Source organism: Moorena sp. SIOASIH, assembly GCF_010671925.1.
Taxonomy (GTDB): domain Bacteria; phylum Cyanobacteriota; class Cyanobacteriia; order Cyanobacteriales; family Coleofasciculaceae; genus Moorena.
In genome coordinates, this window is sequence record NZ_JAAHIH010000003.1 from 194,454 (window position 1) to 218,219 (window position 23,766).

Annotated in this window: 22 protein-coding genes and 1 pseudogene; 9 read left to right on the forward strand and 14 right to left on the reverse strand. The window is 41.2% G+C overall.

Annotation, left to right across the window (positions count from 1 at the left end; all coding sequences use genetic code 11):
* Positions 1 to 64: 64 nt before the first annotated feature.
* The 6 genes from F6J90_RS15960 to F6J90_RS15985 all read right to left on the reverse strand — a co-directional run bounded on the left by F6J90_RS15960 (position 65) and on the right by F6J90_RS15985 (position 6,048).
* Positions 65 to 1,339: a PEP-CTERM sorting domain-containing protein gene (locus tag F6J90_RS15960; protein ID WP_293095330.1), complete on the reverse strand. Its 1,275-nt coding sequence runs from the start codon at positions 1,337 to 1,339 to the stop codon at positions 65 to 67.
* Between the two features lie 76 nt (positions 1,340 to 1,415).
* A complete protein-coding gene (locus tag F6J90_RS15965) occupies positions 1,416 to 1,583 on the reverse strand; it encodes a hypothetical protein (protein WP_293095333.1) in 168 nt (55 codons plus the stop codon).
* Between the two features lie 27 nt (positions 1,584 to 1,610).
* Positions 1,611 to 2,603 (reverse strand): hypothetical protein, encoded by a 993-nt coding sequence (locus F6J90_RS15970; RefSeq protein ID WP_293095336.1) that lies wholly within the window; start codon positions 2,601 to 2,603, stop codon positions 1,611 to 1,613.
* A gap of 484 nt (positions 2,604 to 3,087) precedes the next feature.
* Complete coding sequence (locus F6J90_RS15975) at positions 3,088 to 4,320, reverse strand: transposase (RefSeq protein WP_293095338.1); 1,233 nt, start codon at positions 4,318 to 4,320, stop codon at positions 3,088 to 3,090.
* Positions 4,321 to 4,674: 354 nt separating this feature from the next.
* Positions 4,675 to 4,953: a hypothetical protein gene (locus tag F6J90_RS15980; RefSeq protein ID WP_293095341.1), complete on the reverse strand. Its 279-nt coding sequence runs from the start codon at positions 4,951 to 4,953 to the stop codon at positions 4,675 to 4,677.
* Between the two features lie 96 nt (positions 4,954 to 5,049).
* Positions 5,050 to 6,048 (reverse strand): sugar transferase, encoded by a 999-nt coding sequence (locus F6J90_RS15985; protein WP_293095344.1) that lies wholly within the window; start codon positions 6,046 to 6,048, stop codon positions 5,050 to 5,052.
* Positions 6,049 to 6,855: 807 nt separating this feature from the next.
* On the opposite strand from F6J90_RS15985, the gene F6J90_RS15990 reads away from it, so the two are divergent.
* A complete protein-coding gene (locus F6J90_RS15990) occupies positions 6,856 to 7,014 on the forward strand; it encodes a hypothetical protein (protein ID WP_293095347.1) in 159 nt (52 codons plus the stop codon).
* On the opposite strand, the gene F6J90_RS15995 is transcribed toward F6J90_RS15990, so the two are convergent.
* The 5 genes from F6J90_RS15995 to F6J90_RS16015 form a co-directional block, all read right to left on the reverse strand.
* Positions 6,982 to 9,126 (reverse strand): substrate-binding domain-containing protein, encoded by a 2,145-nt coding sequence (locus F6J90_RS15995; RefSeq protein WP_293095350.1) that lies wholly within the window; start codon positions 9,124 to 9,126, stop codon positions 6,982 to 6,984. The two genes, F6J90_RS15990 and F6J90_RS15995, sit on opposite strands and share 33 nt — an antisense overlap.
* Before the next feature lie 1,316 nt (positions 9,127 to 10,442).
* Positions 10,443 to 10,676, reverse strand: a complete 234-nt coding sequence (locus tag F6J90_RS16000; RefSeq protein WP_293095353.1) for a hypothetical protein — start codon at positions 10,674 to 10,676, stop codon at positions 10,443 to 10,445.
* Between the two features lie 929 nt (positions 10,677 to 11,605).
* Positions 11,606 to 12,118: a hypothetical protein gene (locus tag F6J90_RS16005; RefSeq protein WP_293095356.1), complete on the reverse strand. Its 513-nt coding sequence runs from the start codon at positions 12,116 to 12,118 to the stop codon at positions 11,606 to 11,608.
* A gap of 2 nt (positions 12,119 to 12,120) precedes the next feature.
* Positions 12,121 to 13,371: an AAA family ATPase gene (locus F6J90_RS16010; RefSeq protein WP_293095359.1), complete on the reverse strand. Its 1,251-nt coding sequence runs from the start codon at positions 13,369 to 13,371 to the stop codon at positions 12,121 to 12,123.
* A complete protein-coding gene (locus F6J90_RS16015; protein ID WP_293095362.1) occupies positions 13,364 to 14,305 on the reverse strand; it encodes a cobalamin-binding protein in 942 nt (313 codons plus the stop codon). The genes F6J90_RS16010 and F6J90_RS16015 overlap by 8 nt, the downstream gene beginning before the upstream one ends.
* Before the next feature lie 360 nt (positions 14,306 to 14,665).
* Here F6J90_RS16015 and F6J90_RS16020 point away from each other — a divergent pair, with 360 nt between their 5' ends.
* Positions 14,666 to 14,881, forward strand: coding sequence for a hypothetical protein (locus F6J90_RS16020; protein ID WP_293095365.1), 216 nt, complete (start codon positions 14,666 to 14,668; stop codon positions 14,879 to 14,881).
* A 397-nt stretch (positions 14,882 to 15,278) separates the two neighbouring features.
* On the opposite strand, the gene F6J90_RS16025 is transcribed toward F6J90_RS16020, so the two are convergent.
* A complete protein-coding gene (locus F6J90_RS16025) occupies positions 15,279 to 15,614 on the reverse strand; it encodes a XisI protein (RefSeq protein WP_293095368.1) in 336 nt (111 codons plus the stop codon).
* Positions 15,602 to 16,018: a XisH family protein gene (locus F6J90_RS16030; RefSeq protein WP_293095371.1), complete on the reverse strand. Its 417-nt coding sequence runs from the start codon at positions 16,016 to 16,018 to the stop codon at positions 15,602 to 15,604. The genes F6J90_RS16025 and F6J90_RS16030 overlap by 13 nt, the downstream gene beginning before the upstream one ends.
* A 228-nt stretch (positions 16,019 to 16,246) precedes the next feature.
* Here F6J90_RS16030 and F6J90_RS16035 point away from each other — a divergent pair, with 228 nt between their 5' ends.
* From F6J90_RS16035 to F6J90_RS43605, 4 genes and pseudogenes are all read left to right on the forward strand, one after another.
* Complete coding sequence (locus F6J90_RS16035) at positions 16,247 to 17,713, forward strand: DUF4157 domain-containing protein (protein ID WP_293095373.1); 1,467 nt, start codon at positions 16,247 to 16,249, stop codon at positions 17,711 to 17,713.
* A gap of 48 nt (positions 17,714 to 17,761) precedes the next feature.
* Positions 17,762 to 17,860 (forward strand): annotated as a pseudogene (locus tag F6J90_RS43600) (DUF4157 domain-containing protein); the annotation flags it as partial.
* A 177-nt stretch (positions 17,861 to 18,037) separates the two neighbouring features.
* Complete coding sequence (locus F6J90_RS16040; protein ID WP_293095375.1) at positions 18,038 to 18,541, forward strand: SRPBCC domain-containing protein; 504 nt, start codon at positions 18,038 to 18,040, stop codon at positions 18,539 to 18,541.
* A gap of 89 nt (positions 18,542 to 18,630) precedes the next feature.
* On the forward strand, positions 18,631 to 18,738 hold the full coding sequence (locus F6J90_RS43605) for a DUF4157 domain-containing protein (protein ID WP_365972994.1): 108 nt from the start codon (positions 18,631 to 18,633) through the stop codon (positions 18,736 to 18,738).
* 117 nt (positions 18,739 to 18,855) lie between these two features.
* On the opposite strand, the gene F6J90_RS16045 is transcribed toward F6J90_RS43605, so the two are convergent.
* Positions 18,856 to 18,984 carry a hypothetical protein gene (locus tag F6J90_RS16045; protein WP_293095377.1) on the reverse strand — a complete coding sequence of 43 codons (129 nt, stop codon included), beginning with the start codon at positions 18,982 to 18,984 and terminating at the stop codon, positions 18,856 to 18,858.
* Positions 18,985 to 19,204: 220 nt separating this feature from the next.
* Between F6J90_RS16045 and F6J90_RS16050 the strand changes: the two genes are divergently transcribed.
* The 3 genes from F6J90_RS16050 (at position 19,205) to F6J90_RS16060 (ending at position 23,721) form a co-directional block, all read left to right on the forward strand.
* On the forward strand, positions 19,205 to 21,694 hold the full coding sequence (locus F6J90_RS16050) for a DUF4157 domain-containing protein (RefSeq protein WP_293095380.1): 2,490 nt from the start codon (positions 19,205 to 19,207) through the stop codon (positions 21,692 to 21,694).
* Between the two features lie 31 nt (positions 21,695 to 21,725).
* Positions 21,726 to 22,490, forward strand: a complete 765-nt coding sequence (locus F6J90_RS16055; RefSeq protein ID WP_293095383.1) for a M23 family metallopeptidase — start codon at positions 21,726 to 21,728, stop codon at positions 22,488 to 22,490.
* Positions 22,491 to 23,157: 667 nt separating this feature from the next.
* On the forward strand, positions 23,158 to 23,721 hold the full coding sequence (locus F6J90_RS16060; RefSeq protein WP_293095385.1) for a Uma2 family endonuclease: 564 nt from the start codon (positions 23,158 to 23,160) through the stop codon (positions 23,719 to 23,721).
* Positions 23,722 to 23,766 lie beyond the last annotated feature (45 nt).

The window sequence follows — 23,766 nt, forward strand, 5'->3', positions numbered from 1 at the left end:
CTGTAACAAAACCAGATAATCACGCATTCATTCCTTGATTCAGCAACGCCAAAAATTGTTGGCTTTAAGATTTCTTCAAACGTGAGCGATGATTTTTTTTGAGTAATCCACCAATAACCAATGCCATCCCAGAACCAAGAATGGTTAATGGTTCAGGAACTGCCTTTGTAGTATGTCCCACTGTCTGATCTTTATAGTGTTCAATACCATATTTATAGTGTTTTACACCATCTTCTTTATAGTGTTTTACACCATCTTCTTTATAGTGTTTTACACCATCTTCTTTATAGTGTTTTACACCATCTTCTTTATAGTGTTTTACACCATCTTCTTTATAGTGTTTTACACCATCTTCTTTATAGTGTTTTACACCATCTTCTTTATAGTGTTTTACACCATCTTCTTTATAGTGTTTTACACCATCTTCTTTATAGTGTTTTACACCATCTTCTTTATAGTGTTTTACACCATCTTCTTTATAGTGTTTTACACCATCTTTTTTATAGTGTTTTACACCATCTTTTTTATAGTGTTTTACACCATCTTCTTTATAGTGTTTTACACCATCTTTTTTATAGTGTTTAACCCCATCTTTTTTATAGTGTTTAACCTTTCCAACTACAAAGAAGTCTCCAGGATCACATCCTGGACCATTTTCTTTATGACAATTAGCATCGTGGTCTCCAATAGGCCCACGGACTAATAATTCCCTAGGAGAAGGAGTATGTGTCCACTCAGCACCAATATTATAAATCAGGAAATTATCGTAAAAAATTTGCTTTTGCCCGCCTCCAATCGGAGTGGCCTCAACCTTATAAAAAACGTTGAGGAAGGAATCAAATGTTCCCTGTACTATTCCACTGTCATTAAAAGTATGATCAGCATTTATATTATGCCGAATCGTCATTTTTCCGGTTGTTAAATTATCCCGCATCCCATCTTCGTTCATATCCCGGTCGTCAAGTGTTACCATAAAATCTAAGCCAGCGTCTGTACCCATTAAAGATAGATGGGTCATTTCAATTGGAATAGTATCTTCTGTTCTCTCTAGGAAACCATCTCCATCGTAATCAAAAATTGCGTTTTTTTTACGCTGTACAACGGTATCTGTGTTTCCTGGGAAACCTGGGATGGGTTTACCATCCAGGAGTACAAAACCAATGTCATCGAAAAAGAAGCCTGATTCACCAGCTGGTGACTGGAAATAATCAGAGCCTTTGTTAATATTGAAAGCCTTCGCAGGTTTCGCCACACCCAGAAGCGCGATCGCGCTTAACCCTGCTGCACCGAGAACTGGTATCGCCTTACTGAAATTTTTTTGCGAAGAAAATAGTTTCACCTTGCTTCTCCTAATCTGTAAAGATATTGGGTCACTTTTGAGCGACTGAAGTCGCTCAAAACATTACTGAATCCAATCAAAGTCCAGTGAGACTCGCAAATAGACCAAATCCCTTAGGCAAAAGAAACTTACCGATCTTTACAGCTCCCGCTACGCCATTCGCGATATCCTTAACACCAACTTCCGTCACCTCTTCAACTGCACCATAAATTTCTAGCTTTGGTGTATTCCATTCCTGTTTCATCTCATTCACTCCTTTTGTTTGAACAATTCAACAAGCCAAAGAACTCTTCTTTGTCAGCAGTAAAGAACTGCCAACATCTTCTTCCACGACCTTGATCAACTTTGATAACAAGCTCAAGTTGCGAGGCCGCTGTAAATAAACAACTTTGCAAGATTTAGCAAGGCTGGCGCACCTTTCAAACTGCATCACCTCCCCAGAACTAAATAACTTCATCAACTCCGAATGCTGCATTAGAGCTATTAGCCCTGCTTGCTTTTTCATTGGCTCGCACTTGATCTCGGATCCAGAAGCCAAGAGATAAATCCGACTAATCGGCAACGATTTTTGCGGAAAATTTTGCCCTAAGCGCAAACCCCGCTTTTCTAACTTTGGGTGCAGCTGCCATAACGACTCCCAATCATACCCAAGCACCTCCGCCACCTCGCGACTGAGCTTAATTTGAGGAAATCCAGGCGCAAGCATAGCTTTGCCCTCCTCCCAGCTCACTGGAGCCACATCATCGGCAACAACGGCATATCCCTGGGCCTGCAATGCCGCAGCAATCGTTGACTTTCCCTCACCAGAGTTGCCCAAGAACAAAACAGCTTTGCCATCCATTTCTACCGCACTAGCATGAAGCACTAACGCCCCTCGCTGTTGCAGCAAAATCGCCATTACCGTACCCACCAACGCCAGTCGCAGCTTTAACTCATCCACATCCGGTGCTGGAATGACGACAATCTCGCATCCCCCCTGCACCAAAAACACAGCTACCTCCTTGATATAGACGACTGCTTCCTCCCTTTCTACTTGAAGTGCCAAGGGCTGCTCGATTACCTCCTGAGGTACATAGTCAAACACAGAACGCACCTGATCGATAGTGATAGTGACATCGCTCTTATCCTCTGCGGGCACAAACTCCGGAATCGGTAGCACTGACCGAATCCCTAACCCATAAGCGACGTAGGAAAACCAATTAGATTCCCTGTCACCTAAAACTTTAGTAAATGGCAACATAAGTCTGGAAGAGTATATTTTCAAAGTAGCTTTGTTTACTTACAAGCTTTGATTTAAATGGCTGAATGTCTTCTTATTTCCATGTCATTGAATGGCTTGGAGGTATAGCGCTACGCGCAAGGCAAGAGGCAAAAGGCAAAAGGCAAAAGTTGACTAAAACAGTTTTTCAGCTTGTATCAATGTCAAACACCTTAATTCCTAGTGCTATAGTCTATGAAACCTTGAAAATATCCTCTAATACAGATACTTCGTTATTAATTTCATATTTTTTATGTTTTCTCCCAATAATCACACCATTTAGCGAAGCTAGTTTATTGGTAGATATTGCCCTGTAAAGATGGAATTGATATAGAAAAACCTTTTCCCGTTAGGTATGTTTGATTGCCCTTAAAACATACCTTTATCTAAGTATAATCAACAAGTTGTAGTTGAAAGCTGAAACTCGATTATTGTTATTTTTCTTTACATTTGGACTCTGTACATCTATCTAGAATGTTGTGACATACTCCTACACTGACCTTTGCAGGTTCAGTGTAGGCTTCTTCCCAACTCCACCTATTGGTTCGGATACTCGGGAAGCTTTATTACCGACGGGATGCCCCACCGCCAACTTCAATATATTGATCGCCGCATTCACATCACGGTTTTCTGTGTATCCACAGTGAGGACAAAAATGGATGCGGTCTTTTAGTTTTTTTGGTACTTTTGTTCCGCAGTTAGAACAGTTTTGGCTAGTATTTCGAGGATTTACTGCAACCGTGACTAACCCAGCATTCTCGGCTTTGGTTGATAAAATTGACAGAAATTGACCCCACCCAGCATCAAGAATAGATTTAGCCATTTTAGTTTTAGCTAAACCTTTAATATTTAACTTCTCATGAGCAACTAAGTCGTGGTTGTCTAGCAACTCTTTTGCTGTTTTAAAATGAAAGTCTTTTCGAGTATCAGCAACCTTTTTGTGAGCTTTACCTAGTTTACTTACAACCTTTCTTCTATTGTTACTACCTTTCTTGGATCTACTAACAGCTTTTTGGATCTTCTTTAGTCGCTTTTGAGCTTTTCGATAGTACTGAGGAATTGGCACCTCCGAACCATCTGACTTGAGCAAAAATGATTTAAGACCCATGTCTATGCCAATAGGTTTTGATACTTGCTCTAGTGGAATCACTTTAGGGACAGTGTTATCCTGTAGAGACAATGTTACATAATATCCATCGGCTTTACGTGTAACTGTAGCAGTTTTGATTTTAAATCCGTCTGGGATAGGTCGATGATAAACCATCTTTACCCATCCAAATTTAGGTAGATTTAATCTATTTCCTTGAATAGGTTCTTTTGAGAAAGCGGAAAAAGTTAAGGATTTGTAACTATTTTTGCTCTTAAATCTAGGTCTGCCACTTTTTTTGCCATTGGAGTCGCCTTTTAAGTACCTTTTAAATGCCAGGTCTACTCTCTTGACGCAATCTTGTAAGACATTGGCGTGGATAGCCTTGTACCAATGCCTATCCTTTTTTAATTGAGGTAAAGTTTTCTTTTGATAGAAATAGTCGGGATTATCTCTTAAGACTGGTAAATAGCAGATAAGAGGACAGGAATTGATAGAACAGCGATTTTGCTCGTACCAGTTAAATCTATCGGCAAGCAAATAATTATACTGACAACGCAGCATGTCAAGCCATCTTTCTATTTCTACTTCCTGTGATTTTGATAACTTTAACCGATATTGATATGCTGTTCTCATTGTTGTCAATTCCTGTTTCTCGACCTATTATTAATATAGCATTCGTAGCGACAAGTGTCAATCCATAATGAAAAATTAAAAGCTGGTAGTTAGAGTTACCGAATTTGAAAAAAGGCAGTTACAGGAAGAGACCGACAGGAGAGGAATGACTTACTCAGAGTTGCTCAGAAGTTTTATAGCTCGTCTCTCACTCCCGTGCATACTCTGTGCAAAATTCCTCTCACACTCATGCTACGCATTGAGATGTGAGGCTCCTTTTGCTAGAAAGCTGAATTCCAGTAGTATAGCACTATGCATTGAGATGTTTGACATTGTCTTGATGCAATAGCGAGTGGGGGAAACCACGGCAGTTGCTCATGGGGGGAACCCCCAAGACCGCACTGCCTCCCCAAGACCGCGCTGCATCGCTCCTAAACTCCGAAACGTGAGTCTAGCTGACTTCTGACTTCTGACTTCTGACTTCTGACTTGCGCGTAGCGCTATATACACTAGGCGCTCACCTAGGTCAATGGTGTTCTGGGCATCATACAAGGATGTGAACACATCAGCACTAGGCAAGCGCTTATCAAGCAGTTCAAATACCCGTTGGGCTCCATTTTGCGTTAGATAATCATGAAATAGGGCAACTTTCATGCTTGTTTACTGGAAAACTTATTCCTAGAGAATACTCTAATCTATTGATCATTAGATTTAATTTGTATCCGGAATTTTACCGATATTTTTTTGATCCTAAACAGCTCCACTATTTTTCGATAATAAGATAAAAATTGTTTTTATAATGAGCTTAAGGTCATACATTAAGCTCCAGTTTCGTTGGTAGCGTAAATCCAGTTTAATGATATCTGCAAAATTCCGAACTTGCGATCGCCCATGCACCTGCCACTCTCCAGTCATTCCCGGTTTAACATTCAACCGTTGCCACTCGGGAACCTCATAGATTTCCACTTCCTTAGGTACCGGTGGTCTAGTACCCACCAAACTCATTTCACCTTTAATCACATTCCAGAACTGAGGTAGTTCATCTAAACTAGTTTTCCGCAAAAACCGACCCACCCTGGTGATTCTAGGGTCATTGTCGTTTTTGAATATCTTGGCATCCTTAGCCTGATTTTGAACCCGATATTTGTGGGCTTCCGCATCAGTATACATTGAGCGGAATTTCCAGATCCGAAATTGCTTACCCATCCAACCACAGCGAATTTGACTAAATAAGATCGGGCCAGGACTGTCGAGTTTAATCGCGATCGCAATGGGAATAAATAATATGGCCGTAATTCCTAAACCTACTATTCCCCCCACTAGATCTAAGTATCGCTTAGTCCAAGAGCGTGTAGATGGGTGAGTTTTTGGCAACTGAGCCTTTGAGCAATTGACAGCTATTGTGGTCAGATTATCTAGGGGGTCTAGATTTAATTTTTTGTCTAGCCCAGTCATGACCAACACAGCCATAACTGGAGTAGTTATACCCCTTAGTATGAGTGAGACCCCGTTTTGCTGAGCGATTTTGTGATTCCTGACTAAGGCACCAATTCCACTACTATCGATAAACCCTGTCTGACTAAAGTCGGCAATGATACGCTTAGGACAATAAGGTTTTTGGAGAAGCTGATCACAGGTCTCTTTAAATTCTATTGCTTCGAGTGTGCTCAGGCGGATCGGTAACTGCACTACAGCAGCTTCATTTATGAACCCTGCCTGGCCAGAAGTTTTTAACGTTGACTGTATCATGATGGAATAGGAATTATAATCTCGATTAACTCGTCACTTTTTATAAAGTAGATTTAAACTATGTAGGAATTGTGTAGAAAGTTGCCCAATGATCTAAAACCCCTAGTTTGAAATCGTACGTACGTAGACCTACGGATCCTCTGGCCTTGATTCAGGCAAGGGCAGAATTTAGATTAGTCTTTCAATTTCAGTGTTAGGCCTAGAGCAATGGGTTAGGTTAATGGGGTTAATTATTGCTCCCTAATGCCTTCGTTAAGGGTGTCTAATCGGGGCTTCGTTGAACTGTCACTTGAATTTTGACGGAGTAATATAGCATCTGTATCTGGGTTGTCAACACAATTATTGCTGAAAAAGGCAAAAGGCAAAAGAAACCCACCCCTCACACCTACCAGGAGGGGAAAGATATCCTTAGTTTTATTAGACAGTAAAAAAAGAGCTCCTAGGTTTACATCTCAAATACAAACGCTATAGGTATACTTCAGAGGGGCAATGAACCGGTTATAAAAAAATAAAATGTAGGTAAATTACCCATTTATAAATTTATATGGGTAATAGATAATTAACCATTGAGTATGACTCATGTGTAAGCATTAACCTTGGTCAATTAGTGTTCCGTGTAATCTTGGATGAATGAGTACTATAACTTTCATGAGTTTTTCATAAAATCCTGACAGAGCTAAAAATTTTTGATGAATTTTTCTTAAAGACGCTAAATATAGTTGAGGTCAATTGCCAAATCTGTCTTGAGACAGATGATTTAGATGATGGCAGCTAGTATGACTCAGTTTCATGTAGGGTGGGCAGTGATTGAGACAGATTCCTTTGCTTGCCATCCCCTTGATCGGCACTGCCCACCCGAAGATTAATCACTCTTGCCTCTTGCCTCTTGCCTCTTGCCTCTTGCCTGTTCCCTATTCCCTTTGCGATATACCTTTAATCAATAGGAGGAAAACCCGCTTTTTCTAGCAGTTTTTTACCCTCATCAGTCCGCAGCAAATCGATGTAAGCTTCTCCGGCTTTTTGTTCTGCTTTATCATTTTTTTTGACAATCACAAATAATGGAATAGTAATTGGATAGATACCCTTTTTAAAGGCAACACTATTGACCTGGTTGCGGTTTTGCTGATTACATTGATATGGGGGAATAAAAGGCTCCTGATAAGGCGCAATAAACCTATGATTGTTTTTTCCTTTAAGAGGCAGAGGCTTAATGGTACATTGGGGGACAATATCTGCAGCAGAAGCGTAGTAAATCCCTCCAGGATCCTTAGCAATTTTTCGGATTGCTTCCGTTGTATTGTAGGTAAAATCGACAGTTTTGCCAAATTCTTCTCCGTCTAAAATAGCTTCCACAAAATAGTTCACTGTACCCCCAGCTTCTTTTTTTATAGAATAAGGAGTTATGGACAAGTTCGGACCACCAACCTCACTCCAGTTGGTAATCTTACCTGTATAAATAGCCTTAAGCTGACTAATTGTTAAACCCCGAACTTTTAAGTTAGGATGAACGGCTACAGCAATAGCATTAATGGCGACGGGGATTTCTCTGAAAGTAAACCCCTTTTGTCTGGCCTGGTAACTTTCTTTATCTGTGATTCTCCGAGAGGATTGAGCAAAATCTAACTGCCCGTTTAATAACATTTTTATTCCAGTACCAGACCCTGGTGGTTCAGTTGGATGTTCCTTGTAGTCCAATTTTAATTTTGGCTGCGTCTTTTGAATCCGTTCGTCTACCTCTTTGCGGATTCTTGCCCAAGTTGTGCTACCGCCATACCGCCATTCTCTTTGAGTAGGAAGCTCGGATAGATAAGCCAGACATTTTTTAGGGAACAGTATTTTCCAGATTTGTTGTCGGAACTGAAAGGAAGAAATTTCTTTTTCAGGGCAAGACTGTGGAATCAAGCTCAAACTTACTATAACTACTCCCCAAATTAGCAAGGCAGCGAGTAATTTAAAAATCCGAGGTGGTAGCTTAATCATTGAATTTACGAGTTCATTCCATGTGAACCGTGTATGTAATGCTGATTCTCTGATACACAGTGTTGGCAACCAGGTAGCATTGGGAAAACGGTCATTAAAATGCTCCAGACGTTTTCTGGCAATGTGGACAGACGTAAAAAGAGATTTGTTTTTGGTGAACTGCTCGAAAAAATGCTCCAAAAATTCTACCGCTACCTGATCAGGTACTAATTCTCGCATGACGATACTGCGAGGGAGATTCAACTTAGCTAGTTGTTGAGCTAATCCAAGACCATCACAGGAATTGAAAATAGCTAACTGCAATCCTTTAGCGATCGCTTTTCCGAACGCTATTTCAAAATCCTCTATGCTGATTCTGTCTTGCTGGTTTAACTCAAGCCAGCTAATTGGCGTCTGCTGATCACAGCTACTGTGACCACTAAAGATGAAAATATGGTAGCCTGGTTCTTGCCAAAGTGCTTCCGATAGTTTTTTTTTGGTAGGCTGAAGTAATACGGTAACCTCTGCTCCTTTTTTCTCTAACTTTTTAACTATCTTGATATCGTTGTTGGTTTGGATGTTGTCACTCCTGCCCACAACCAGCAAAATTCGGACTTTCCAATATTTTTGAATGGTAATAATTGTCTGACCCGGCTTACCATAAAGTCTTAAAGCTATTTCAGAGTCTGAATAGTAGTGTTTGAGCAAATCCCACTCTTGCCAAGGGATACGACCTAATTGAATAAACTTCTCCTCGGGAAAATCAAGGATGATGTACATTTCTTCTTTTTTAGCAGGCTGCCATCGGCTTCCTACTTCGATTAATTTATCCCGGATCGGCAGCCATTGGCTACTGGCAAAGTTGAGCCATTCATTTACCAAGGCTCTCACTTCCTTAGCCTGGCTCTGAACATCGGAATAAACAATCACATTTTTGAATTCGAGGCGTACACCCTCTAAACTACGATAGCCGGACAGCCATTGATTGAATGATGATTGCAAATCTGGTGGTTGGGGCGGTAAAAAACCTCTCAGGTCTTCTGGTTGATTAGATATGATCAATGTAACATCGAATTCCTGGTCATGACTTTTAGATAGTCTGATTTTTATTTTTGTCATCCCTGTCTCTTTACAACTTTACTACCTTACCTCTAGGTAGGTGGATAGGATTTACAGGACTTACGCGGTTAAGTTTATTTCGCCCCCCTAGCCCCCCAAATCTGGGGGGTACTGCTTAAAAGTCCCCCAAACTTGGGGGATTTAGGGGGCAAATGCGTAAGTCCTAATTTATAAAAACCTATCCTTATGAACCCGTGACCATAATACTTGTAATTAATAGTTTAAGTATTGTGAAATTAATCATGTGGCCAATATGACTTGTTTTGTTTATATATAGAGTGGAAATAGCGAAACTTTAACCAGTATTTATCTATATATAAACGCTTAATTTGCCATAGTTTTGGAAGCCGAAAAATTGGCGTGCGTTCGCGTAGCGTGGCCTACGGCCAATCCCATAAGACAAAATTTGCTGACTTTAGTCAATAAAGGCCAATTTGGCTTAATCGAATTGGCACTCTTAAGTCTGAAAACCAAACAAGATTAATCAATACTATAGCGGTTTTAAATTGGGTGAGGTAGCTCATCCTGAGTTTTAGGGAGCAGGGAGCAGGGAGCAGGGAGCAGGGAGCAGGGAAAAAATTCTGTGTACCTCATAACTATGGAAAACGCTATAGCCTTAGGAAGGCTACCTAGAGTTATTTAGTAATGATTAATATAGGATTTATAAACGATTTGTGAACATCCAGAAACCCACAATAATTGTTATTGTTGGCATCCTGCCTTGGTGATAGTTCACAACCTATTTATAATAGCTATAGGTAATGGGTAATAACCCATGAACTGAGGGATAACAGAAAAACGCTAATTATAACATAAATTATAGGGATTAGACTAATGGTATTAGGTCTTAGGTATAAGCAAAGCAGTTGACAGCCTCCGTGTTTGAGCCGGGGCTAGCAAACGATAGTCTTAAGCCTATTGCCTAAAACCTAGAGGGGTGCATCTCACTTTGGCAAAAATACTCCCACAATTGAGAACTCCTCTAACTATAGGAATAAAAAAAATCGGTCAAGCTCTGGTTAACTCCAATGCTTGACCGAATTCTATGGTATAAGCTTCCACAAGTACAGCTGAGCTGCACTCAAATCTAGATAACTCCTGATCAATTAGTACATTCTGATCGAATTAGTCAGCTATCAGCTATCAGTTATCAGTTATCAGCTATCAGCTATCAGCTATCAGCTATCAGTTATCAGTTATCAGCCAAAGGCTTGTGGCCAAGGCTGACCGCTGACCGCTGACCGCTGATAGTTGACCACAAAACAACCTTCTCCATTCATTGTCGCCAGGGCGTAAAACCCTGGCAAATTCCTATCCTAGTCTACGTAGAAGTATCGAATCAAAAAGGTCATAACCTCACCAGGCTTTCCGGTAGGCTCCGGAGTGCTCCACTCATCAGGATAGGCGTATTTAAGGGAATAAATGGCATAAATTGTCTTCTTAACCGCTTCAGGAGAACCGACCAATATGTGCTTGGCTTTTTTAAATTTGCGACCTGGGTTTTCAGAGTTCGGATTTTGATCAGGGTTGGGATTAATGTTTTTGCTCATTGGAAACTATACCTTGAAACTGTGTATATTATTAATATATAAATAAATTAATCCAATGTCAAGGGGTTTAGGAATTTTTTTTTATTACGAAATATGAGGATAGTGTGGGAAGAGTGAGAAGTGTGGAGAGAGGGATAATAATAAAGATAAACTAGTTTTTATTTGTCTACATTTTTGATATAATTAATCATAATTAATCGTAGGGTGGGCAGTGCCTATGACTAATTTTCAACCTTTGGATAGGTTGACTAGGCACTGCCCACCGACAGACAATTAACTATAAAAAAGTAATCATAATTAATCGTAGGGTGGGCAGTGCCTATGATTAATTGTCAACCTTTGGATAGGTTGACTAGGCACTGCCCACCGACAGGGACTTAACTATAAAAAAGTAATCATAATTAATCGTAGGGTGGGCAGTGCCTATGACTAATTTTCAACCATTAAATAGGTTGACTAAGCACTGCCCACCGACAGACAATTAACTATAAAAAAGTAATCATAATTAATCGTAGAGTGGGCAGTGCCTATGACTAATTTTCAACCTTTAGATAGGTTGACTAGGCACTGCCCACCGACAGACAATTAACTATAAAAAAGTAATCATAATTAATCGTAGGGTGGGCAGTGCCTATGACTAATTTTCAACCATTAAATAGGTTGACTAAGCACTGCCCACCGACAGACAATTAACTATAAAAAAGTAATCATAATTAATCGTAGGGTGGGCAGTGCATAAGACAAATTTTCAACCTTTAGATAGGTTGACTAGGCACTGCCCACCGACAGACAATTAACTATAAAAAAGTAATCATAATTAATCGTAGGGTGGGCAGTGCCTATGAGCAATTGTCAACCTTTGGATAGCTTAACTAGGCACTGCCCACCGACAGGTAATCATTATTAATCGCACTTGTCACCCCGTCAGCTCATCTACTTCTCCTGCGTCTGGGAGTTGGGGCTGGTGTAGTGGGTTGGTATGCCTTAAGTCCATGATCACCAGTAATAATCTCCACCTGGCAACCAGTTTTTGCGTAGAATTCTGCTACAGTTTTGATAGTAGCATCACCTATTGAAACTTTTTGTGCTGCGAGTTGAGACCATTCGACTGCTAATTTTTTCAGTCCTTGAGCGTCCCAAAGCACTGACTGATCCGTGAAAGCTGCCCAAGGTGTTTTTTCATCTGCTGCTTTTTCCATAATCTCAGCTAAAGCTTGGGCAGTTTCATACCTTTTTGTTCTAGCTTGAGCAATATGATTACCAGTTTCAATAATAGCAGCCAAGGGTAATACAAATGTTGTCGATGCTTTTTCTTCTTTTTCCAAAAGCTCAACAACTCGCTGTTTATTCCATCTATTATTACCAGATCCACAAGTCTCTTTTCCAGGAACTTCTAGGTAAACGCAGAGAATCGATGTATCGATAATCAGAACCTTCCTCATATCTATAGTGGCTTAGACTCAGAAATATTCCTTTCAATAGCTCCTTTAGTCACTAGGTTACCCAAGGAACCAGATGCCATTAATTTAGGTAAATTATCAATAGTTTCTAGAAGGGTGAGTGTGCTTTCTCCAGTTTCTGAATCCCGGTGTGCTACAACTACGAAGGGAATCATTTCTGGTCCTAAAGCATCTAGCAAAGCAGGATTGTGAGTAGTGACTAATATGTCAATTTTTCTCTTTTCTCCAATTTCTTTTAGCATGGTTATAAGCAGATGTAACCGAGATGGATGCAATCCATTGTCTACATCTTCAATTACTAATTGACTTCCTTCTGGTCGTGTGATCAGTGCGGTAATAATTGCTAAGAAATGCAGGGTTCCATCTGACATTCCTCGCGCATCAATTTCTGTAGTTTGACCAGCTTTCCATTCTTCCTTACAGTAGAGCATAGCATCTGTACCAAACTTTCCTACTGGTTCCGCCCAAACTTCCTGTATATCTCGTTCTGGCAGATATTTCAAGTAAGCAGACACCGTTGAGTCAAACTCCTCTTTTTGCTCTTTAGGTAATGCGGCTAGCACACCAGCAATATTAGAGCCATCACTCTCAATGCGATCAGAAAGGGGTGAATAGTTCCGCATTCTGCCAGGAATAGGATTAAAAATAAAAATATTTTCTATAATTGTACAAACCTTTCCAATTATATTTTTAATATCGGCATTAGAGTTTATTCCCCTAAGTATACTCAAAATAGAATTAGAACCTTTCCAGAAATTTATCAAAAAAAATTGTTCTTGCTCTAGCAATTTAATCTGAATACCTTTATCTTGAGTTCTAGGATAAGATATTTGGAACAAACTAGTTTGATTAAGGATTTGATTACTATCTGGTGAATAGACCAGGCGAATTAGAGATTCATTAGCTAACTGAACAAGTGGTTTGGTTTCTACTGTAATACTATAAAGGTAATCGGTTTCATCATCTTCTCCCTCAACCACAACTTTCAAGGTAAAGTTAGATTTTGGCTTGAGTGACGCCCACTCTACTCCACCTCGAATCCCAGGAAAAGCAGCATCCCCTGCCAAAGCCGATCGAATCTCCTTTCCAAAAACTATTCGTTTTAAAAATTCCAAAGCATCAATTAGATTAGATTTTCCACTAGCATTCGTCCCGATTAACACAGTCAGGGGATCAATCGGGAGTTCTGCATAACGGAAGCTTTTCCAATTTTCCAGGATAAGTTTCTTAAGCATTTCCTACCTCAAACCGTTCCCAGCCAGTGCCTTGATAACCAAAGGTGAACAGGTCTGGATGCAAAATTTCCGCTATCATTTCTACTGAATCGACTAGTCTTGGTCCTGGACGATTGAAATACGCATTACCATCAGTAACAAAAACCTTCCCCTGGCGTACAGCTTGCAAACTTGACCACTGCGAATGGTGAGCCATCTGTTGGGTTTCTTGTCTTGTGCGTTCCAAATCAAAGCCGCAAGGCATTACAATAATTACATCTGGATCAGCTTTGACTAAAGCATCCCATTCCAGATAAGGGGAATGTTTACCTAAAGCCCCAAACAGAGGATTACCACCTGCAATTGTCACTAATTCAGGAATCCAGTTACCAGCAGCCATCAGAGGATCAGTCCACTCGATGCAAGCAACAGTAGGGCGGTCATTTTCTGATATTTCTTGTGTCTTTTGCCTACAGGTTTCGACGCGAGACTGTAATTGGTTCAGTAGAGATTGTGACTCTACTCCCAGGATAACAGCAACTCGCTCAATATCTGCCCAAACCTCAGTTAGCATGTTTGGCTGCAAGGAAATTATCTGAGGCTGGCTATTAGTAAGGTTCGCAACTGCTTTCTCCACCACATCGAAGTTGACAGCACAGACATCACATTGATCTTGAGTAACAATGTGGGTTGGTTGCAATTGTTCTAAAACATCAGTTTTTACTTGGTAAATACTCAAGGCACGTTTTACCAAATTGTTTATATCATCATCAATCTCGGCACTAGGTTTGTCGCTGTTGATTTGGGCCTCGGTGCAGACAGGTCGATTTTTGATGGTTGCGGGATAGTCGCATTCGTGGGATCGCCCCACAATGGCATCAGCTAATCCTAAAGCTGCCACAATTTCCGTGGCACTGGGGAGCAGAGTAACAATTCTCAGGTTTTGTGAAAGCATAGTTTAGAGGTTGATAAGTTCAGGAGATCAATAGTCAATAATAGGGAGTAGGGAGTAGGGAGTAGGGAGTAGGGAGTAGGGAGTAGGGAGCGAACGCATATCTTGTAGGGTGCGTTAATGAAATGTAACGCACCATCTATAGCATAAAATGTAACGCACCATCTATAGCATGAAATATAACACATCATCTATTTGCATTGCTCAAAATAAACGAGTTAATAATACAATTAATGGCATAAAAAAACAAGTGCTTACGCCGATATTGTAGATTCGGTTGAGGGAAAAAAACTAACAAATAAGTTTATCATTATGTTATATTGAATAATAACATAATGATAAACTTATTAAGGAAAAAATCAAATGAAAATCAACACTTCCCTAGAGGAAAGGCTAACAGCAATAGAGGCTGCGATCGCGCAGTTACAGAAGCAAGTTTCGACCCCCCAGCCGATGAATTGGCTACAACAAATTACAGGCTCTTTTAAAGATGAACCGGCATTTGAGGAGGTGCTGGCTTATGGACGATCCATACGCCAAGGCGATGAATCTATGCTCGAAATTAGTAGGCTTTCGTAGGGTGGGCAAATGGACATGATTCCTAATTAAATTGCCAAACTTTCAATATTTGCCCACCCTACCATACTAGTCTGTTGTAGGGTGGGCAAATGGACATGATTCCTAATTAAATTGCCAAACTTTCAATATTTGCTACCCTACTTGTCAGGTGGGCAAAGGTCGATGATTCCTAATTAAATTGCCAAACTTTCAATATTTGCTACCCTACTTGTCAGGTGGGCAAAGGTCGATGATTCCTAATTAAATTGCCAAACTTTCAATATTTGCTACCCTACTTGTCAGGTGGGCAAATGGACATGATTCCTAATTAAATTGCCAAACTTTCAATATTTGCCCACCCTACCCCACTGATAGCTGATAGCTGATAGCTGATGGCTGACGGCTCAATACTTACAAATTATCCAACACCATAGTCCGTATATTGCCGAAATTCTGGTGCTTGAAACCCCAGCACAATATCGTCCTTCGCCACCCCTCGATCCACAAGTTCTTGGGCTACTCTCATTTCGGTCATATTTTGCTCAATCCAAATCTTTCCCTTCTTAATATCCATATGTAAAACACAACCATAGACCCGTCGATAGCCATCCCATCCCACAGTCATTACCATGTAGTGGTCTTGTTTGGTATCAAAAACCGTGTAGCAATCAATCACTCCATTAGCGATAGGAATGGCAGCATAATCGGTCAACAACGACTGAATGATATTGCGATAAGACTCTAGGTTATCCATTTTACAATTACCTCTTGACTCGGGTCATAAATGATTTGTTTAATCTGATATCTCTCTACTGAAATTTGTGCAAATTCTCGCTTAAAAAAAGCTTCATAAGCAATCACAGGCACTGCCAAATATAGAATCCGAGTTGGATCATTGATTTCTAAGGCAAGCCGATAATTCAAAAACTGTCCTAAGGCAGCATGGTAAGCTGTCAGTGGCGAATCACTCAAGAATGTTTTAATCTCAACAGCAATTTTTTCTTGGCCTCGCTCTGCTGCTAACAGTTGCTCCGCACCTAAATCAATTTCAAACTTGGTTCCGCCTACTTCCAGTCGCAACGGATCATCAGTAATCTTCCACTGCTCCTTTTCTAGAGCGATTATAACCGCAGCATGAAATTTATCTTTGGCTGCCATTGTTATCTTTTTATAGTTTACTTTCAATCATAGAACAATTCAGATTCCAGTGCGATCGCTAATAGTAGACCCCTTGCCAAAATAGTTTTATGGGTTACATTCAGCAGTCAGCAGTCAGCCTTGGCCTGTGGTTGATAGCGGAATTGCCTTGGTTTGATGATACAGATCTTGTAGCCAAAAGCGAGTGGAGGGAACCCCATCAGTGCCATTCGGCTATATCATGATGATGTGACTGTTAAAGATTTAGTCAAGCTCATGGGTAATCTACGACTAAGCCAAACCAGAAATACTCTAACTCCTGATCAGTCAATAGTATTAGCAAGTAGGAAGCCAACATACCACCCAATCGAGGAACTGCAAGGGATAATCGGCAACCGAGCACTGGGTAATCTAATTAAATCCCAGCAAGACTTATCTGGACAAGTTCATCGTTCCCAAGATCCTCTGTTGAGTAGTGTTTCCCCTGTTAGTGGGCAACCAATCCAGCGAATGCCAATGTTTAGGGGACTTTCCCATGAGTTAAGGGGCAATTGGTCCGATGGGAATTTGGTACAGCGTCAGGAAGAACCAGACCAGGAACTTCAGCCGAAACCGAGTATTTATGACCTGCAGCGATCGCCTCAGCCTCGCGCAATCCAACCTAAGGGCGACATGATCGGGAATCGCCAACATCCATCACTGGAGCAGCGCCCCAACCAAACAGGCTTACCCGATCGCCTCAAAACAGGCATTGAAAACCTTTCTGGCTACTTGATGGATGATGTGAGGGTCCACTATAGTTCAGCTAAGCCTGCCCAGTTGCAGGCAGCTGCATATACACAAGGGACTGACATTCATGTGGGGCCGGGGCAGGAAAAGCACCTCCCACACGAAGCATGGCATGTGGTTCAACAAAAGCAAGGGCGAGTAAAACCGACTCTGCAGTTTCAAGAAGTTGCCATTAATGATAATGCGGTTTTGGAACGAGAGGCTGATCAGATGGGTAAAACTGCCTTGCAATACCACTATCAAAATTCTGGGGTTCAGCTCAATCAGGACACTTCCAATTTATCCACTCAAACCAGCTATAGCAAGGTTGCACAATTACAGGGAGCGACAGAAAAAATAGAAGAAATAAGCAGTCGCGTGTCACCGTGGGCGACAGCACAGCCTGATTGCTTAAAAGTATCCAAACAATTATGGCATCATTTAAAGGCTGACCCTATAGAGGGGCAAACAGAGGTAAAACTTGCCAAATATGTTTGGTGGCGGGGAAAGGGGAATGATAAAGGAGGACGAATAATGACAACGGACGGCAAGCGAGAGATACTTACAGGTCAGAGTCATGTCGCTGTAAAAGCTACTATAGACAGCAGCACTTACATTATCGATGTTACTATCGGACAGTTTATGAAGCCAAAAGAAAGCCAGGTCTTTGTTGGAACGGTAGACGAGTGGGAGCAAAAATTGATGGATCTGACTGATGGGAGGAAAGACACGATAGAGCGCAACGCAGTTATTGCCGAAGGATTCGAGTCCTTTGCCAAACCTGAAACCCCGCTAGATGAAGAGCACTACGTCGATGAACTAACAGCGTTTAAGTGTAACCAGGTTCCTGGACAGACTACTAAATATAGAGACAAAAAGACAGGCAAACCAGGAGCGCGTAAATCTCTGTTTTCACTCTTGAGGAATAAACTAAATAGGAAAACCTGAAAACCCGGATAGAGACTATTTTAATGGTGTCTCTTCCCTCTAACACAGAGTATCCGGAAACCAATGGAACAGTCGTTTGGAGCAGATTTTAGTGGAGTCAGGGTTCACAGTGATACCCAATCTGGCATCACCGTGCCAAAACGGTAATATTGGACGCGGTTTGGCCGAAATCCTTGCCCAATAAGCATCTTAGCCACTGATTTTTCGGTAGCACTGGTTTTTTGTTCCCTATAGGTTAGGTAAACGGAAAATTCGGTATGGTAAATAGTTAAACAACAGCATTACATTGAGCTTAATTCACATCAATTTCATAGTATCGAAGCGATGAATATAACTCAGGCTTCAAAGATGCCAGGTATTCGACAAAGGATGTCTCTGATGCCAGGATGGACAACTGAAATTGTAATCTGTGCCCCACAGAAGTTTGTATGGGAGCAGGTCACCGACTTTGAAGCATACTCAGATTGGAATCCCTTTGTACTTCAGGCTTACGCACAGTTCGAGGCTGAAGGGACAATTTGCTTCAAGGAAAACCTTAAACAGTTTGGTCAACACTGGATCAAAGCTCAATTTTTATCTATTGACTTACCCAATTCCTTCGTTTGGCAAGGGCATTTTGGAACACCATTTCTGTTCAGTGTTCGTCACTCATTTATGTTTGAATCGATTAACGAACATCAAACCCGATTTACTCAAGTACATAAGAACTCCGGGCTGCTCATTCCTTATCTAGCTTGGCGAGGTGTCTATTGTATCAGTTATCAAGGTTATCTCAATTATAATCAGGCGCTCAAAGAGCGATGTGAGAGTAGAGTAGCAGATTTGTAATCTAATACAATCTAAGCTGAGTTTGGGTAAGGGTTTCAGCCTTAGATTACAATTTTCCCGTTTCGGCACGGTGATGCCAATCTGACCGGTTGAATCAATCAATTCAGGCTCGTGCTTTTACCACAGGTAAAGATATCTTCTTTGGGCAGGGGGAATATAACCCTGGAAGCTCTTGTAGGGTGGGCAAATGGACATGATTCCTAATTAAATTGCCAAACTATCATAATTTGCCCACCCAAGCCTACAGTGCGATCGCGTAGCGTGGCCTACGGCCAATCGCTCTTGTAGGGTGGGCAAATGGACATGATTCCTAATTAAATTGCCAAACTATCATAATTTGCCCACCCAAGCCTACAGTGCGATCGCGTAGCGTGGCCTACGGCCAATCGCTCTTGTAGGGTGGGCAAATAGACATGATTCCTGATTAAATTGCCAACTATCATTATTTGCCCACCCTACCCCTGCTCTGTTGTTGCTTGGGTTAACTAGTGCGATCGCGTAGCGTGGCCTACGGCCAATCGCTCTTGTAGGGTGGGCAAATGGACATGATTCCTGATTAAATTGCCAACTATCATTATTTGCCCACCCTACCCCTGCTCTGTTGTTGCTTGGGTTAACTAGGAGAGCTAAGCCACGTTGGTACGGATGTAGCGCGGTCTTAAAGTGAACCTCATCAGTGCGATTCGGCTATATCATGATGATGTGACTGTTAAAGATTTAGTCAAGCTCATGGGTAATCTACGACTAAGCCAAACCAGAAAGACTTTAACTCGAGATCAGTCAATAGTATCAGGAAGTAGGAAGCCAACATACCACCCCATCGAGGAACTGCAAGGGATAATCGGCAACCGAGCACTAGGTAATCTAATTAAATCCCAGCCAGACTTATCTCGACAAGTTCATCGTTCCCAAGATCCTCTGCTGAGTACTGTCTCCCCTGTTAGTGGGCAATCAATCCAGCGAATGCCAATGTTTAGGGGACTTTCCCATGAGTTCAGGGGCAATTGGTCTGATGGGAATTTAGTGCAGGCGAAGCTGACTATTGGTGAAGCTGGGGATAAGTATGAACAAGAAGCCGACCGAGTAGCATCGGAAGTAGTAAGACAAATTAACGCACCAGTTACTAGTCACAGCACTCAACCAGACTCGATTCAAGCTCAAGGTCAGCAAGATGAACTGATGAGGAAACCAATGGTGCAGCTTCAATCCAACGAAGGTGCAATGGCGGCTACCCCAAAGTTAGAAAGCTCAATCCAACAGGCAAGGGGGTCGGGGATGCCCATCGCCGAGAGTATTAGGAAACCAATGGAACAGTCGTTTGGGGCTGATTTTAGTCGGGTGAAGGTTCACAGTGATGCCCAATCTGACCAGTTGAATCAATCCATTCAGGCTCGTGCTTTTACCACAGGTAAAGATATCTTCTTTCGGCAGGGGGAATACAACCCTGGGAGTCGAGGAGGGCAGGAGTTAATTGCCCATGAGTTAACCCATGTGGTGCAGCAAACTGGGGGGCAAATCCAGTGTAAGTCTCCGAGTGATAGTGTGCCGAGTTCTCCAACATTCCAGGTACACTTAGAGCAGAATAAAACTCTACAGCGGGCACCAAGCAAAAAAAAATACCCGAAAGAAGAACACCCGAAAAAATGGACGGATTCTCCAAATTGGCTTTCAATACATGACATACCCTTGGAGGAAGCAACGCCGAGAATTAAACCGGAAGTTTTAAAGCAACTTGGGTTCGGCAATAAAGATGTTCATAAGCAGTTCCAAAAATACTTTCAAGATATATACCTCAAAAAAAGAGGTGTCAATAAGCTCCTAAGTATTAATGAGCTAAATGTGATTCAAAATATTGCTAACGATGAAGAGGGCAAGAAATATCTAGAAAGCTTACAAATGTTTTCTTTGGAAGAAGCTAAAGAATACTTAAGAAAAAAGAGTGAGAATGACTGGCTCAAACTACATCCCAATCAAAGACTAATTGTGGCTAGCCTAGCTTGGCTATGCCGCTCAAACACTCAACTATTACAAGAACTTAGTCTCAACAAAGAGTACTTATTTAAAACTCGTCCTTATCAAATGGCTTTACATTTCAAAGCTAATCAGCCAGGAGGTAATGAGTATCTGGATGAAATTCGGAGTAACACTGCTCAAGTTTGGCAAAATACCCTTGAATTAGGGGAAAAAGGGAGTGATAAAAAAGCCATAATTATTGAAGAAGCCAAGAAGCGTCAGCAAGAAATACATCAATACGGTAAGGCGAAAGGTAGGAAGGTTGATCTAGGTGAGGCGATTGAAAAACATACAAAAGCCATAGGGGTGCTTAAAAAAGTATTTTTACTCATGCAAGCTGGATTAAAAGAATGTACTGATATTGGAACCGAGGGTAACTTGCCTAGATATGAGAAGTGGTCGGAAAATGTTGCTACCGCCCTATCTCATGGTGGCAGAGTCAATATTGTAATTCCTAAGCTAGCGAAAAAAAGTGAAGCAGGCGTAAGAGACCCCTATGCCTTACTCAATTGGCTTGGTGTAACTCAAGCAGGAAAAATAGACGAAAGTATCGGAGCGTTTAAACGTTCTTTCGGTACACACTTTATGAAAAGGTCGAGGCAGGAAGAAAAAGTTCGAGAGCAGGGAGGAAAGCTAGCAGCAATTAAAAATAAAATTTATGGAACAGAACTTTATGGCATAAATTTAGCTGTTGGTGGTATTGGTAAGACAGATTTCAACAGTGATATAATTTTGCCAGATGGAGCCCACGGACATTTGCTGATTGTTTTTCGACCTCCAACTACAGAAAAATTCGGAGCTCTAGAGGTTGGAGTAGAAACAACTGCTCCAGGTGGTGCGAGTAACGAGGGATACGTTCATAACTGGAAGTCAACAGAAGCCACCGCAAACCCTCTATCTAGTGCGGGAGGTGCTAAAGCTGAAAAACACGGCAAAGGAAAGCTGGATTGGAATCGCCTCAGTATAGTTTCTCTCGACGAGATAGATCAAACTACAGTAGTAGCAAAGGAAATGGAAAATTGGCTTGACACATTGGAAAGACTAAAAGCTTTCTATGATTTATTGGAAAAAAATGAAAAAATAAGTATTCAAGACTTAGTTGGTAAACGAGATAATTTTAGGGGTAAAATCACCTCATAATATACAAACTATTAAATATTTCGTAAAACTCATGGGTAATCTACGACAAAGCCAAACAAAAAAAACACTCACTTCTCAACAGCAACAACCATCACCTAGTACCAAGCCAGAGCTCCACCCCATAGAAGAATTGCAAGGGATAATCGGCAACCGGGCACTAGGTAATTTAATTAAATCCCAGCACCAAAACTCTCACTCAGAAGTTGGTTCCCAACAGAAAGTTGCTCGAACTATTGACCCTCTGCTGAGTAGTCTTTCCCCTGTTACTGCACAGTCAATTCAGCCAATGCCAATCTTTAGGGGACTTTCCCATGAATTAATGGGCAATTGGCAGCAGGGCAATCCAGTGCAGGCGAAGCTCACCATTGGTGAAGCTGGGGATAAGTATGAACAAGAAGCTGAGCGAGTAGCATCGGAAGTAGTGGACCTGAATAACACACCAGTTTCTAGTTTGTCAACTCAACATGAGTCGATTCAACGTCAAGACGAAGAAAGCACTAGCGATAGTAGCACGATTCGAGCGCTAGCCCAGGGCAAGGTAATTTTCGCGGGTTGGTACAATGGTTGTGGCAATACAGTTAAGATTGATCACGGCAATGGTTTGGTGACACGCTATGCTCATAACCGTAAACTATATGTGAGCCAGGAACAGGTGGTGCAGCAAGGGGAACCAATCGCAGCAGCTCGCTCTAAAGTTCGTTCTACTGCTCCTCACCTCCACTTTGAAGTCCGTATGCATAAGACACCATCATCTCCAAGTATCTACATCAGAAGGCAATGTTTTGAATACAGCTAACAAACCCAAATCCTTCAAACGCTTACATTATCTGAATAATTTATAGTTTATTTAAAAAATTTTATGTTAATTTAACCAAAGTTTTATTAGCAGATGAATTACTAGTGACAAGGGCTATTGGCATAAAACTTTCTATAGCCTTGGCAACATTGATATCCAGTCGAGAGCAGCACAAAGGAATTAGTTTTACTCATCGCGATCGCTCCGGTTCTCCCATATTTCTATCACTCCCACAATCCCTTTGACCTGAAAGGCTATATGATTATTACACTGTGACTTTTGCCGACTCTTAATTTAAGCAAGCTCATGGGTAATCTACGACAAAGCCAAACTAAAAAAACACTAACTTCTCAACAGCAACAAGAGTGCGTACCCTTTTGTAGGGTGGGCAAATGGAGATGATTCCTAATTAAATTACCAAACTATCATAATTTGCCCACCCTACCCCTGAGGTGAGCAAATCCACTACCGTCTACCCTGTTGTTAATTGGTTTATCGGTTAAAATTGTAGAGCAAGTTAAAAAAATCTTAACCTGCTGAATAGGTGACAAGTGCGATCGCCTGATTTTGTAGGGTGAGCAAATTAGCATCAGAGCTGATGACATGATCAAATTCCCAAAATTTGCCCACCCTACCCCTACCTGGCAAAATTGGAGACAACCCTGAAATGGTACAATCACAACCTAAAATACTGACATTGGAGGAGTTTCTGAAACTACCGGAAACAAATCCTGCTAGTGAGTACCTTGATGGAAAAATTGTTCAGAAGCCCATGCCTCAAGGAAAACATAGTCGTCTTCAAGGAGAACTAATACCCGCAATCAATAGTTTGGTAAAACCTAAAAAAATTGCTTGCGCTTTTCCTGAATTACGTTGTACCTTTGGGGGTCGCTCAATAATACCTGACATTTCAGTATTTCTTTGGAACCGAATTCCCTGTGATGATAATGGAGAAATTGCCAATGTATTTAACCTGACTCCAGATTGGACTATTGAAATCTTATCTCCAGACCAAAGTCACACAAAAGTAACCAAAAATATTCTTCATTGCCTCAAGCATGGAACCCAGATCGGTTGGTTGATTGACCCAGAGGAAAAAACTGTGTTTGTTTACCATTCTAAACAAGAAATTGAGGTATTCGAACAACCCGATATGTTACTTCCTGTACCATCTTTTGTGAGTGAGCTAAATCTGACAGTTAAGGATTTATTTGCCTGGTTATTACTGTAACTATGGAGTCCTATAGCATTTTTATTTTATATTTTGTAGGGTGGG

Bases quoted from the DNA above. Each gene is read 5' to 3' on its own strand.
- F6J90_RS15965 (WP_293095333.1), bottom strand. From the start codon at position 1,583: ATGAAACAGGAATGGAATACACCAAAGCTAGAAATTTATGGTGCAGTT.
- F6J90_RS15975 (WP_293095338.1), bottom strand. From the start codon at position 4,320: ATGAGAACAGCATATCAATATCGGTTAAAGTTATCAAAATCACAGGAA.
- F6J90_RS15980 (WP_293095341.1), bottom strand. From the start codon at position 4,953: ATGAAAGTTGCCCTATTTCATGATTATCTAACGCAAAATGGAGCCCAA.
- F6J90_RS15985 (WP_293095344.1), bottom strand. From the start codon at position 6,048: ATGATACAGTCAACGTTAAAAACTTCTGGCCAGGCAGGGTTCATAAAT.
- F6J90_RS15995 (WP_293095350.1), bottom strand. From the start codon at position 9,126: ATGACAAAAATAAAAATCAGACTATCTAAAAGTCATGACCAGGAATTC.
- F6J90_RS16000 (WP_293095353.1), bottom strand. From the start codon at position 10,676: ATGAGCAAAAACATTAATCCCAACCCTGATCAAAATCCGAACTCTGAA.
- F6J90_RS16005 (WP_293095356.1), bottom strand. From the start codon at position 12,118: ATGAGGAAGGTTCTGATTATCGATACATCGATTCTCTGCGTTTACCTA.
- F6J90_RS16010 (WP_293095359.1), bottom strand. From the start codon at position 13,371: ATGCTTAAGAAACTTATCCTGGAAAATTGGAAAAGCTTCCGTTATGCA.
- F6J90_RS16015 (WP_293095362.1), bottom strand. From the start codon at position 14,305: ATGCTTTCACAAAACCTGAGAATTGTTACTCTGCTCCCCAGTGCCACG.
- F6J90_RS16020 (WP_293095365.1), top strand. From the start codon at position 14,666: ATGAAAATCAACACTTCCCTAGAGGAAAGGCTAACAGCAATAGAGGCT.
- F6J90_RS16025 (WP_293095368.1), bottom strand. From the start codon at position 15,614: ATGGATAACCTAGAGTCTTATCGCAATATCATTCAGTCGTTGTTGACC.
- F6J90_RS16030 (WP_293095371.1), bottom strand. From the start codon at position 16,018: ATGGCAGCCAAAGATAAATTTCATGCTGCGGTTATAATCGCTCTAGAA.
- F6J90_RS16040 (WP_293095375.1), top strand. From the start codon at position 18,038: ATGAATATAACTCAGGCTTCAAAGATGCCAGGTATTCGACAAAGGATG.
- F6J90_RS16045 (WP_293095377.1), bottom strand. From the start codon at position 18,984: ATGATAGTTGGCAATTTAATCAGGAATCATGTCTATTTGCCCACCCTA.
- F6J90_RS16055 (WP_293095383.1), top strand. From the start codon at position 21,726: ATGGGTAATCTACGACAAAGCCAAACAAAAAAAACACTCACTTCTCAA.
- F6J90_RS16060 (WP_293095385.1), top strand. From the start codon at position 23,158: ATGGTACAATCACAACCTAAAATACTGACATTGGAGGAGTTTCTGAAA.